We start from the raw sequence: 13,170 nt of genomic DNA, 5'->3' as shown, positions 1-13,170 counted from the left end.
TTTTAGTCACTTAGTTCAGAAATTATTTCATTGCTTTTGGGGGAGTTATTTTTTTTAAAATATTCTATTGCCGCTTCAGTATTGTTTCCTTGTAAATAGGCTAACCCTAAATAGTAATAAGCATCTTGTGTAAAACTACTTTGTTGATTAACCACCACTTTTTTAAAATAATCTATTGCCTTAATGTCTTTGTTGTTTGCCAAATATGCTGAACCTAAAAAGTAATTGAGTGTGTCATTTTCGGGTTTGTTCTTTAATAGAATTTCCCATTTTTCAATGGCTAGGTCATATTTCAAATTCTTATAATCTACCATGGCATCATTAAATTGGTAGTTATCCGTTTGACTCATGGTCGTCTCCAAACCTCTATCAGGCTCAAAATAATGTTCAAATAGTTTTTCATTGCTTGGTTGTTGGTTAAATACCCAAAAACTTCCAAATAAAATAAGTATCGAAGCCGCTATTGATAGCGATTTGAAATTCAATTTAAAAACTTTAGTTTTTCCTTTATTAGGTGCCTTGTTTTCAGTTAAATCACTGTGTAAAACGTCTAGTTTATTTTTTAAGACCGCCTTCTTTATTCCTGAAAATATCATTGCTGTATCATCAACTTGATTTTTCAAAACTGGGTCTTTTTCTAACTTTGTTTTAAAAGTGGCAAGCTCATCTGGCTCCATAGTATGCTTCAGATACCGTTCTATGGTTTCTAATAGTTCTTGTGATATGTTATGTTCTGTTTCCAAATTGGGGTTTTAATTTGAGGTTTGTACTAAAGTTCGGAGCTTTTCTAAACAACGATATTTTTTGTTGCGTGCCGAAGCTTCCGTAATCTTTAATTCTGCAGCAATTTCTCTTAATGATTTATTTTCATAGTAAAATACTTCCAATAGTTTTTTACAAGCTTCATCAATAGTATTAAAATTTGTGACTACAAGTTCTAATTTAGAAGCATTTTCCTCATCAAATTCAGCACTAATTTCTTCAGGTTTATTTTGAATTTTATACTCATGAGCATCCAATTTTTTCGTTTTCTTGTATGCCGAAGATTTTAAATAATTTAACCACTTATTTTTAGCAACGCTATAAATATATCCGTTAAGTGCTGTTTGGTTCATTGGGGTAAATTTATTATTCTGAACGTTTTCCCATACAGCAATGAATGCCTCCTGATACGTGTCTTTTGCTTGTGCTATGTCTCCATTATTATCAACTATATATTTCTCAGTTTTATAGTAGTTTTCTTGATACAGATTTTTAAGCACAATTTCATCATTAGCTTGTATTGCTTTTATGAGTTCTTCCTGTTCTAAAAAGTTTTTAGTAAGCGTATCTTTCTCAGGCATAGGTTGGTAATAGCAAAAGAAAGATACACTTTTTATGTTAAAATTTTATTTTATTTTTTTATTCTAGGATTACGGTTAGTTGACCTGTTGCTTGTGTAGCTGCTAGTCTAGTTACATATTCACCATAAAAATTAGCACAAGTGTTTACAGCCCCGCCATATATGTATAGTTCAAAATCGCCTACAAGAGTAATAGGGTCGCCATTTTGATCAGTGGTTCCTACTCCGTCATTAGCATATTGGGTTGAATTATTATTCCAACTCCAACTTCGGCCGCCATATTCGTATCCATCACCATCTTTTACGCTTGCAACAGTTAAAGTATAGCTTTTGGCGTTAGCAATTTTTGTCACAAAAAAGGAGTTAAATAAATAATTTCGAGCACCCATTATTGTCACAATAGGGTTAGAAGAAACGATACATTCTTCATCTACAAGCTTTTCGATATAAAAGATATCATTTAAAGAGAAATACATCTTTTTTGGGTCGGTATTATCTAAATTAAGAATGGCACCGGCTTCACCAGCTAGTTTATAATCTCCTGCACTATTTTTTGACTTAGCATAAATAACAGCCGTAAATTGCTCTGTGCCAGTTTTGGTGTCCGTATCTGTACATACATATTTTAGTTTATCCGTATTATAGGTAGTAACACTGGTTTTTCCGCTTTCAAATTGCCCATGATTTCCTGTTGTTGTCCAAACTATTTTATAATCAGTATTAGCATCTGGTATTGTAATATTAGCGTTAAGATGCTGTATTTGCATATTTGTTGTGGTGTTTCCGCTAATTTTGCTGTTGTTTGGTGTCATAATAAAGTTGCTCTTTTTTACAAAAACCTGCATAGTCGCTTTGCCAACTTCTGTTCTGCCATTTGGTCCGTTTACAAATGCTGTGACACTTACTTCTTCAATGTTATCGCCATCAGATAATTGAGAGGCGCCAATATTACTTAAAAAATAGACTTTACTAAAACTAGATGTAAACGTACTGCCGCTTTTACCATTAAGATCATTTATAACACCGCCAAATTTTGTAGTGGTTTTCCATTCGTATTCTATGGATTCTCCCGTTTCTAATTTAATCTGAACCGTAGCTTCAATTTCTTGAGTTTTCTCAGCGGTTGCTAAAACACTTACTACGGCAGTTTGCGGTGTTAATTTCACCTTGCCTTGATCTACAATAACCTCCCACGTTTCAATATTACTTACATCTTCTAATTGCGCATCAAAGCATTGGTAGCTTACAAGCTTCATAGTTTCTTCTATAATTTTTAGCACTTTAGTGGAATTAGCTTTTTGGGCATCTGTTACTATAAAATCATATGCATTGGGGTCTCCATTAGATAGTACTGCATATACATCTTGCATAAGCTTAAAAATTTCGCCAAAACTACCTCCGTTATCATACAACACTGGTAAAAAAGCTTCAATAGCTGCTTGAAATTCATTCTCTAAAACAAGACTTTTAACTGTGCTGTTTTTCTCTAAATATGGTAATACTGCACTATAAAGTGCTTCTTCTTTTCCTTCTTTATTGTTATCAAATTCACTTTTTCTACCAATAATATCTAAGGTAATTGGCAATAAATAATCCATTATAAAAACTTTTTTTGATAGCTCTTCAAATTTTTGACGTTCGGTTGTTGTCATCTCCCTATTTTTTCGGAGTTTTCCTGCTCCAATTACGGCAACCTCATATTTAGCTGCTGATTCATTATCAAACAACTCCAAATCAAAAGGCTCAGATGTAGATTGGTCAAATTTTATAACATTACAAGCCAAAACTAGTCCATGTATATCCACTTTTCTATCTTGGGCATTCGGTGGCCTAGTTGCGGCTTTAAGAGCAAATTCGAAATTAGCTTTATCATCACCAGTGATAGCTGCATTTATAACATTTTCTTGACCGTTTAAATTGGTTGTAGATTTTTTGTAAATAAAAGTATGAGCAGCTCTTTTGTATTTATTGCTGATGTGTATTTTGGCATCATTTTCGCCAAGTATTAAACCACTGCGTTCGTCTCTTGAGTCTACAGAAATATTTTTAGATGTTTTACTGGACATATCTGTTTCTGAAAATAAATCTAATTGCGCTTGTAATAAACTCTTGTAGCTGCCTTTTTGAAGCATTAGATTATCTGTTTTGAACAAATTCTTTAAACCTTCACTAAATAAAGAAAAACTACTTAACGTATTTATTTCGCTTAAATAACCGTCTTTTAATTCACTGCTCTGAATATATGCTGGAACTGCGTAATATAAAAGCACTTCAGCAGTAGTGTTTATAGATATCTCTTTTTTGTCCTTCGAAATAAAACCTGCTAACAGCGGTTCATTTTTAGAATTGAATAGAAAAGCTAGCTCTGTGCTGCCATCAAAGATTGGAGCCAATACTTTACCTTGAGCATCTACGTCAGCATTAGTTCCTAAAGTATATAAATAGGTGTCGCCTACATTTAAACCAGAACCTTCTGGTAAATTTATTTTTACCTCTACTTCATCTCTGTTTGGCCCTTCACCCTGTTCTTCTTGTTCTTTAAAACTATCATCATCTTTTTTACAACTTAAATTGATAAAAAAGGCGCAAAAAATAAATAGGGTGAATGTTTTTAACTTTTTCATAATGTTTTGGTTTTATTGTTAGTTATTATTAGTCCCTTTTGTCCAAGTTTCACCGTTAAGGTTCGGGTCTAGGTTGGGGTCAAAATTTACATTGTCAGTTGGTATGTATTCTCCATTAGAATTTATCCAATACACTTTGCTACCTGCATCTACTTGATACGTTTTCCCACTGGAGGCGTTTGAAACATATTCTCGCTCCAAATGTGTATCCATAAATTTTTTGTGGTTACGGTCTACCATGGCACTATGTTCATTTCCTCGTGCTATTATACGCTGGCCTTCTGCTCTTAATTCCGCCATTCTACCTTCATGTATCCTTTTTAATCTAGCAGAAGTTTGCATATCTTCATAATAACACGTTTGTAACCATTGCGGGTTGAATTTTGAATTTGCTAAGGCGTATAAATAATTGTTTTTTGCAGTTTCAAAATTGGACTTAAGTGCCTCAAGTCCGTTTAATCTATATCCCCAATAACATGCTTCATTTGTATAGGTAACAAATTGTCTAATAACGAGTAGTTTTATATTTCCATTATTGTCTTCCCATTCTGTAGCCATAGCATCAAATGTTTTTTGCATAGGCACTGGTTTAAACACAAATTGCTCATAATTTTCGTCATAGGCTTTTTGCTTAGGTAATGGGTACTGTCTTGCTAGTCTAAAACCTTCTTTTTCAAATAAAGAGTTAAAATCTTCTTTTACTAATTGCTCTATGCTTTTTAAAGGTTGTACTTTTCCCCCCTGTTGTAAAATCATTTCATTAAAACCAGGTAATTGCGAATAGGTAAACATAAATTCACTTTGTCCGTAAATTTTAATGTTGTTTGGACCCGTAGCAACAATTCCATCATTGCCAGACTGTTCTTTAATATCCCAATCATTGGGTATTGGTAAGTAAGCCATAACCATATTTCTTTCAGGATCGCGTAACTCATGAAAAATAATTTTATAATCCATTGTTTTGTTTTGTTGATTTTGTGGGATAGCAATACCTTTTTTTAGTATATATGATTTACCATTAAACTTGATTGCATCACCTGATTCTGCTTGTTTTTGGTTCGTTGTATTTTGCCCACACGATATATTGCTCAGGAACAGGTAGAGGCATAATAGAATAACTTCTGGTCTTTTCATTTTGTGTATGTTTTAAAGGTTCTTACCAATACATACACTTAATTAGGAAATGTCATCATCGATGATATTTTTTATCCTCATGAACTATTTAATCTTTAAATACGAAACTGAGCTTAGGAAGTGAATTGCCCAGAATAGCTTATTTTATTAATTCTCGTTTGCGTGCAAATAAAAAATGTTTCAAGAGTCTTTAACTCTTGAAACATTATGAATAGTGGTGTGGAATATCGCCCCAAAGCGTCTGAGGAACTGGTGACCCCAATAAAAACGAAAAAACCATCACTAAAAGTGATGGTTTGTGGAGAATACCGGAGTCGAACCGGTGACCTCTTGCCTGCCAGCAAAAGCTTAAGCTTATTAAGCTCTATCATAGTTTAACATATCTTATTGTATTTCAGTATTTTAATAAATTTTGAGTTCATTTGAAATCAAATAATATCAGTAAAATGCGTGCAAATTGCGTGCAAATTTTTTATACCTTTATTTTTATGAATACCAATATTAAACTTTCTTTAGACGAACGTAGGAAGAAAAAAGATGGCACCTTTCCCATTATTTTAAGATTAAGTCATCTGCGAAAAACAACCTCCATAAGTTTGGGCCAATCTGTTAATAAAGAATATTGGGATAATAAAAACGAAAAAATAAAAAGAGCTTTTAAAGGAACTTCCTCAACTAGCAAATTGAACAATCAATTATTAAAGGAAAAGACGAGAGCTACTGATATTATTAATGCACTATATGAGAAGAATGAACTTAATTTTTTATCAATTAAACAACTCAAAAGAAAAATAGTAAAAACTGCCTCTTTTGACTCCTTTATGGCATATAGTGCTGAAATAGTTGAAGAAATGAAACTTGCAGAGCGATATGGCAATGCAAATACGTATCATTCTATAGTTAAAGTATTAGAATTATTTAATAATGGAAATGATATAAAATTTAATGAAGTCAATTACGACTTTCTTAAAAGGTTTGAAAGCTGGCATTTTTCGAGAGGAAATTCTATTAACGGACTTTCTGCATACATGAGAACAATAAAGGCTATTTTTAACAAAGCAATTAAAAGCGAAGTTGTTTCGAGAGAGGCCTATCCCTTCACTAATTATAGAATTAAAACAGCACCCACTGAAAAAAGAGCTATCGATGCCAAAAGCATGAAATCAATAATGATTTTAAAGCTAAATGAAACAGATGGATTGTTTCATTATAGAAACTATTTCTTAGCGTCCTATATGCTTTATGGTATTTCCTTTATGGATTTAGCATTCTTAAAAGTTGAAAATATAATTGATAATCGTATTAAATTTCAAAGAAAAAAGACACACAGACCTTATGATATTAGTATAACTCCTCAATTGAATGAATTACTTTCATATTACCTGAACAATAAAGAAAAGTCTGAATTTATATTTCCTATAATTAAAAGAGAAACTTTTGAGTTGCAATACAAAGATGTAATATGGGCAAGAAAAAGGTATAATAAGGGATTAAAAGAGATTGCTACTAAATGTGGTATAGAACAAAGACTGACTTCTTATGTCTCTCGTCATAGTTTTGCCACCCAAGCAATGCTACAAGATGTACCTCTGCAAGCAATTTCAGCTATGCTAGGGCATAATCGACTTTCCACTACTCAAATTTATTTAAAATCTTTACCTAATGACATATTAGATGGTTATAATAAAAAATTAGTTAATTTATAAAGTCAAACAAAAAAGGTATAATTAAACTTTTACGAGATTTTCTATCTTAACTTTTTGAGCTATTACTGTGTAGATATCCGTGCTATTTTCAGGTGTTTCTATGGATACAATCAAAGAATACCTTAACTTTTGATTGAATTTCTTTTTGCTCTTTAAATTTTTCCACCATCCGGTTGCTTGGGGATAAACCGCAAGAAAATTACAGGATGCTATTTCAACTGCATTTCCTTCCCAAAAGTTACTATGAATAGAACCTTTAAAAGTATTGTCAGCACCTAATGTCCATCGTTCATTACCTGTATTAGTATTTAATTCAATTGCTGGTATTTTTTCGCCCTTTACTAAACCTAATTCTTTCCGAAGATTATCTTTATTAATTCTATTTGTTCGTGCTATGAAATTTTCACTTGATTCCCCAGGACGAATAAGTGAAAATTTCAATGCTGCAGATTGATAAGAATATTTAGTCGAATATCCCTTTTCACCTGGATTTGGTTCAATAAAATATGAGAGTGTCACCCTCAAAGTAACAGACTTTTCCCCTAAATTTTCTAAAGCTTCTTTAGGCCATGGAAATTCATAATAGTGAGCATTGTTGGTCCTAGCACTCTTCCCTGGCACCTTTATATAGGGTTGAATTGTTTCTTCTGATATAAAGGTTAGATAATTGTTTTTACATCGAAGAGCTTTTTCTAAGTTCGGCACTCCATAACCATAGGTTCTGAGCATCTGGACAATCGATTGTTGTTTCCGATCAAACTTTAATTGCTTTTTCATAGCTTCCGTCCATGATGCAGAATGTATCAATAAGCCTCTCAAAGTTTCTTCCCAAGCTATTGGGTATTGATTTCTAAGCGCAGCCATGAAATACGCACACAAAGCTGTGGCAGAACTAGTAGCGTCTATTATGGCAAAATTATTTCGAAGTACGTCATGAGAAGTTGTTAATAAACCAAGTTCATTATCTCCATCAACCTGTCCATTTGAAAGTTTTTTCATATTACCTCCTTCAAATAATATTTCAGGTTTTATTGGCCAATTGTCTCCCCAACCATTGGAGGTTCTGCTGAAGGGGGATAATTCACCTTTAAGCGCAAGTGTTTTATGATTAGGCAATATTTTTTCAGTGAATGCACCTACTGTAATTGAATTCCATGATTGGGCAGGGCTTTCAACTTGGCAATTTAAATTATTCTCTGGGTACTTTTCAAAATCATCCTCATGCCTTACATTACCTGCACTTATTAGAAAAAGCTTTTTGTCTAATTCATCTTGACCATTTACTATTTCATCAATAGTGGCAGACCACGTTGTAGGTTTCCCAAATTCAAACTTATTTGTACCAGTAATTGCAAGACAATAAATACGATGCAACAGAGGATTTGACGTAATTGCTATGTTAACTGCATTTTTGGTAATAAACGGAATATCTTTATTGCGGTTTATACCTGTTCTAGGAATAATTTTAACTGATTCTAACTGGGTATTTATTTCGATTGAATTAGGGGCTTGTAATTTTTCTTTTAAATCCCCATAAATTGCTATACCTGCCATTTGCGTTCCATGTCCAATATATCGACTGTCCGCTTTGTCGTCCACTCCCCAATTTATATCTGCGGTTAACCTATTTTCATCAAGTAGAATTGGTTTCAAAAGTTCATGACCGTTGTTAACCCCAGTATCTAAAATGGTAATAAAATTATTAGTTTTTTTAAATTTAATTTTACTCAGTAAATCTGTTATCCAAGATGATTGTTCAGTTGGCCCTTGATTTTGCCAAAACTCATTTAGTTCTTCTGGTTTTCTAAACTCAGCTATATAGTCAAAAGAATTAACTAGCTCCTCTAATTGTTTAATGTTAGCCTTAATATATATAATTGTGCGTTCCGGAAAGTAAAGAATACTATCGCTAACCTTTATACTATAAACATCGCATGTTTTTTTTAGGCTATTCTGTATTTTTTCAAAATTCTGCCTGCCTTCTTTAATCCACAGCTCTACCCAAATTTGGTTAGTTTTCGGAACAAAATCTAACGAATCTGTCCACAAATTTTCAAATGTTGCTTTTGAAAAATCGTCAATCTTACTTACTAAAGGTTCATTAACAGGCTTTCCATTGTCCTTGCGATTTTTACTAATGTAGCTTGAGAGTGCTGAATTTAGTTTTTTTCTATCCTTTTCTTGTATGTAGATTGTTGCCTGTTGTGATTTAGTAATTGAATCGTATTTCACATTCAGTAATTCCGCTCCTATACTTATTTTACTATTTAGAGTGTCAATGTTGAGGTCGTAGTTTTCAACACCTTTTACTGTTATGTATTCTCCTTCCTTTGTTGGTAGAGCTTTGCGTTGTCTTTGATATTTTTCTTTATTATACTTTTCCCATATGTTTTCTAATTGACCCAACAGCAAATGTCCATGCTGTATACGGTTCCTCACAGGCAATTCTTTTTTAGTCCCTCCAGAAGATATTGTGGTAAACGGTAAGGCAGTATGTACGTTTTTTAAAAAAAGGTGTGGTTTAAAATCTTCTGCCATAGAATTCGCTTACAAATAATTCATTTTCCTATCCCGAATCATTTGAATTAAAAGTGATTTAATTATAGTTTTCTTATCGGTAAGAATAATCTCTTTCAATGCATCATTACATGCATTGGTAATTTCAGCATGGCTTAAACCTTCTGCTTCCTTAATAACATCATCTAGTTTATAACTCCCTAAAAAATTTGATAATTTCAGTACTATAAGTGCTTCTATTTCTTGAGAATTAGGAATAGTGTAAGTTATGATGTCATCGAACCGCCTGAAAAGGGCTGAATCTAAAATTTTAATGTTGTTGGTAGCGCCTAAAATTATACTATCTGAAGTGTCTTGTTCAATGAACTGAAGAAAAGCATTAAGAACTCTTCTCATTTCTCCAACTTCATTATCCCTTGCTCGTTCAGCACCAATAGCATCAAATTCATCAAAAAGATAAACACCTCTATTTGACTGCATCATATTGAATACGTCACGAAGTTTTGCTGCCGTTTCTCCCATATATTTGGTCATAAGCTTATCCATCATAATTACGTATAATGGAAGTTTCAGTTCACCAGCTATCGCTGAAGCAGTAATCGTCTTTCCAGTTCCTGGAATGCCTGAGAGCAAAACCTTTCTTCTATTGTGGAGACCAAATTTTTGGATTTTATCTCTTTGCTTGTATTCAGTTATAATACGAAGGAGTTTGTTTCTTATTTCATCCGAAAGTATAAGTTCACTTAATCTGTTTTCAGGATGAAATACTAGAACAAGATCACTAATATCTCTACTCAATTTTATAATCTTAAACCCTCCTGATTTAGATTTATCGATTAGAGATTTAATTTCTTTAGCAATGACCATATTACCTTTTCTAGCTTCATGAGCTGCTACTTGCAAAGCAATTGAAGTGAACCGCTCATCATCATTTTTGTAATGTGATTGGAGTAAGGATTTAATTTGATCAGCGGTTGCCATGGTTCAAAGTTAACAAATTTAAGATTACTTTAAACTATTAAATTTTGAAGGATTAATCAAAACCCAAATCTAATCCCCAAATCTTACCATAACTTAATTGCGCATGGATCCTGTTGGATTTCTTTAGTGTTCGGGTTGATAAGCGTTAAAAAGAAATCCAACAGGGCGCATACTACTTTTGATTTGGAGAACTTTCTTAATCTTTCAAATTTGGAATAGCAATTACTTCCCAATTAGCACGATTGTCGTTTTAACCTTTTTAAAGATATGCTTGATTCAATATCAAGTAGCCAATAATAATCAAAGAAATCAAGTAAATGCTATATTGAATCCATAGTTGTATTTTAGGAATTACTTGTGATTTAGAAAGTTCCTTTTCCATTTTTTGGAAAGCTTCCTGTAATTTTTGACTTTTTTCTTTCTCTATTCTTAAATGTTCTCGAAGCATATGCTCAATTCCTGATGTATCCGCTTTGATATTAATATTGTCCACATTTTGCGTTAACTTTTCTAACCTGATTATACTTTTATTAAACCCATCTAATTCGTCGCTTAAAAGCTCCATTACTTCATCTAGTTTTTTATAGCCCATAACTTTCTATTTTTAAAATCCTATTCCTTTGTCAATACTTCTCTTAATTACTTTTTTTAGCATACTCTTGGCTATACTAGCTGCAAGGTTTGTGCTTAATTCAATTGTTTTTCCAAGTATTTGAGTGGTATTCTTCATTTGTATGGGCTGTCCAATGCCTTTATTGTTTTGGGCAAGTTGTCCCATGATACCTCCTCCAGACATAGAACGATGTACTTCACTTGCTTTTAAATTATGCCCTTGATACTCATATCGAAATCCTTGCAATTTGCTCGCTTTATTGATACTCGGAATGACCTTCACATTTTCTGCCTTCATTGCCTTGATGTAATCCTCAAGGTTTTTGGGTCTTTGGTTATCCATAACACTTTGATGTCTGTTTTTTATTTCCTGACGTATTGGCTGCAGGTTGATGTTCTTTTCCAATTGCACTTCTTTTACCGTAGTAAGTCCCATTTCCTTAGCCACGTTTTCAGCTGCTAATTGACTTCGTTTTCCGATAAAGCTGTCGTTGTATGCTTTTCCATCAAAACCTATCCTATTCACATAAGCGTGTACATGGGTATGTGCTTTATCTCTATTAACAAATGCAATCGCTTGATGGTCTTTTAAGTTCATTTCTTGTATAAATTTCTGAGTCAGTTCCCCTAATTGAGTTTTACTTAATTGCTTACCTTCTTCTTGGATTGGACTTAGAATAAAACTGAGGGTATTCTTTTGGCAACGTACATTCTGTTCCTGTATCAATTTAAATTCATCTGTAATCTGCTCTGTAGTATCTCCTGCCAAATGTTGTCTAAAAACTACTTCAGCATCTTTCTCTTGATTCCAACCATAGTCTATTGATGCTTTGGTATGTGTTATGGATTGCCCTTTACCAATCATGGATTTATTTTTTAAAATTGAACAAATGATTGCGTATTTGTTCTGCTAATGTTGCAACCTCTTTTGCCAAATTTGGGTTTCTATTTTTGAACATATTTCGGATACTTGTAAAGTTGTTTTTGTACTGAACGAGCATTTGATACTGTGCCAGCTGTTCGCTAGTCAAACGTTCAATTATCGAATTTCCAAAGGCGGAATTGCGACAGTATTCCGATAAAGAAATTCCTGCTCGTACTGCTCTTTTTTTAAGCAGTTTCTTTTCGTAAATGGAGCATCGAAATTTGATATATGTCTTTTTCATTTTTGATTTTCTTTGCAACCATCGGGCGTAAAGCAAGTTTGTTTTTGTGGCAACAAAAACACATCTTGCGCCTCCTGACCAAGTCCCTTTTTAGCAGTATCTATCAGCCAATCATTTACATCTTTAAAACCATGATAAAGAATTGATTTATCAAAACAGTTATTGGAATGCTCCATCAATTTTTTGGTCGTTCGTATTCCGTTTAGATCAGAGTCCAAATAGAGCTTTATTTGTAAATAGCCATTCATTATTTCTCTTGCTTTTGAAATGAAGGCTGTTGAGTTCATGACCAAGAAATCATATTCTGAAGCAAGAGTTGTGTCAATGCTAATAATGGATAACAGATCAAACATCCCTTCGGTAACAATAAGTTTATCATTTCCATTTTTGATATGGGTGATATCCTTAGGGCTACTGCAATTCTTATAATATTTGTTCCGCAATTCCCATCCGCCAGAATCGTTTTGAAAACCAATGGCGAAGTATTTTTTATCTTTGAAAAGGTAATGGACCTCTTTAATAAACTTTTTAGAGGTTTCTTTTGAAATATATCTGGATTTCAAATATCCTTTCAAGGCGTAATGGGTAAGTTCCTTGACTTCTTGGATCACTATTTTATCCTCATGTTCTATTTCAAAACTTTGCTGCTGTTGAAAGAAAAAAGAGTTCTTATCTGCTTTAATAAAGTCTAAGGCTTCTTTTACGGTGCATTGGCTAATTTTACATATCAGGTCAATGACATTACCGCCGATTCCTTCTCCATGGTCGTACCATCGATTCAGTTTCTTGGATACCTTGAAAGAGGCTTGGTTTTCAGAGCGCAGCGGACTTAAAAACCAAGCTTCTTTTTCCGTTGAATTGGTCGGAAAGTGCCCTAGTTTTGCCAGCGCCTTTTCGATGGGAAAAGCTCGGGCTCTTTCACACGATAGTCTTGTTGTTGTTATTTTTTTTTCTTTCATCAGCTTAATTTTTGTTATTTCTCCTACCTTTCTACCTAAACCAATAGATACGGGACTTTGAGCTTAGGTTGGAGGTGTTTTATATCTTACCTATCTTACCATTTAGGTAGGTTAGGTAACTCTCAGGTA

General features: G+C 33.3%; 11 protein-coding genes. 1 reads left to right on the top strand and 10 read right to left on the bottom strand.

Annotated elements, in window-relative coordinates; genetic code table 11:
• Positions 1-2: 2 nt before the first annotated feature.
• Genes B8963_RS04910 through B8963_RS04895 form a run of 4 tightly spaced genes read right to left on the bottom strand, consistent with a single transcriptional unit; the run spans position 3 to position 5,100 of the window.
• Positions 3-743: a tetratricopeptide repeat protein gene (locus B8963_RS04910; RefSeq protein ID WP_084060288.1), complete on the bottom strand. Its 741-nt coding sequence runs from the start codon at positions 741-743 to the stop codon at positions 3-5.
• A gap of 9 nt (positions 744-752) precedes the next feature.
• Complete coding sequence (locus tag B8963_RS04905; protein ID WP_084060287.1) at positions 753-1,343, bottom strand: RNA polymerase sigma factor; 591 nt, start codon at positions 1,341-1,343, stop codon at positions 753-755.
• Between the two features lie 58 nt (positions 1,344-1,401).
• A complete protein-coding gene (locus tag B8963_RS04900; RefSeq protein ID WP_084060286.1) occupies positions 1,402-3,966 on the bottom strand; it encodes a hypothetical protein in 2,565 nt (854 codons plus the stop codon).
• An 18-nt stretch (positions 3,967-3,984) separates the two neighbouring features.
• Positions 3,985-5,100, bottom strand: a complete 1,116-nt coding sequence (locus tag B8963_RS04895; RefSeq protein ID WP_084060285.1) for a hypothetical protein — start codon at positions 5,098-5,100, stop codon at positions 3,985-3,987.
• Positions 5,101-5,588: 488 nt separating this feature from the next.
• On the opposite strand from B8963_RS04895, the gene B8963_RS04890 reads away from it, so the two are divergent.
• Positions 5,589-6,806: a site-specific integrase gene (locus B8963_RS04890; protein ID WP_084060726.1), complete on the top strand. Its 1,218-nt coding sequence runs from the start codon at positions 5,589-5,591 to the stop codon at positions 6,804-6,806.
• A gap of 21 nt (positions 6,807-6,827) precedes the next feature.
• Here the strand turns inward: B8963_RS04890 and B8963_RS04885 are convergent, their stop codons facing one another.
• The 6 genes from B8963_RS04885 to B8963_RS04860 all read right to left on the bottom strand — a co-directional run bounded on the left by B8963_RS04885 (position 6,828) and on the right by B8963_RS04860 (position 13,041).
• Entirely contained in the window at positions 6,828-9,344 is a 2,517-nt protein-coding gene (locus B8963_RS04885; protein WP_084060284.1) for a S8 family peptidase, read from the bottom strand.
• Between the two features lie 9 nt (positions 9,345-9,353).
• The gene (locus B8963_RS04880; protein WP_084060283.1) at positions 9,354-10,304 is read right to left on the bottom strand and encodes an AAA family ATPase; all 951 of its coding nucleotides are present in this window, start codon (positions 10,302-10,304) and stop codon (positions 9,354-9,356) included.
• Between the two features lie 259 nt (positions 10,305-10,563).
• Complete coding sequence (locus B8963_RS04875; protein WP_084060282.1) at positions 10,564-10,896, bottom strand: DUF6730 family protein; 333 nt, start codon at positions 10,894-10,896, stop codon at positions 10,564-10,566.
• Between the two features lie 12 nt (positions 10,897-10,908).
• Complete coding sequence (locus B8963_RS04870; RefSeq protein WP_084060281.1) at positions 10,909-11,781, bottom strand: relaxase/mobilization nuclease domain-containing protein; 873 nt, start codon at positions 11,779-11,781, stop codon at positions 10,909-10,911.
• A gap of 4 nt (positions 11,782-11,785) precedes the next feature.
• Positions 11,786-12,082 (bottom strand): mobilization protein MbpA, encoded by a 297-nt coding sequence (mbpA, locus tag B8963_RS04865; protein ID WP_084060280.1) that lies wholly within the window; start codon positions 12,080-12,082, stop codon positions 11,786-11,788.
• Complete coding sequence (locus B8963_RS04860) at positions 12,079-13,041, bottom strand: toprim domain-containing protein (RefSeq protein WP_084060279.1); 963 nt, start codon at positions 13,039-13,041, stop codon at positions 12,079-12,081. The genes mbpA and B8963_RS04860 overlap by 4 nt, the downstream gene beginning before the upstream one ends.
• Positions 13,042-13,170: the final 129 nt, after the last annotated feature.

Origin of the sequence: Cellulophaga tyrosinoxydans (assembly GCF_900176415.1) — a bacterium.
Taxonomy (GTDB): domain Bacteria; phylum Bacteroidota; class Bacteroidia; order Flavobacteriales; family Flavobacteriaceae; genus Cellulophaga; species Cellulophaga tyrosinoxydans.
Note: the sequence above shows the minus strand (reverse complement) of the source record. Positions and strands in the feature narration are given on the sequence as shown.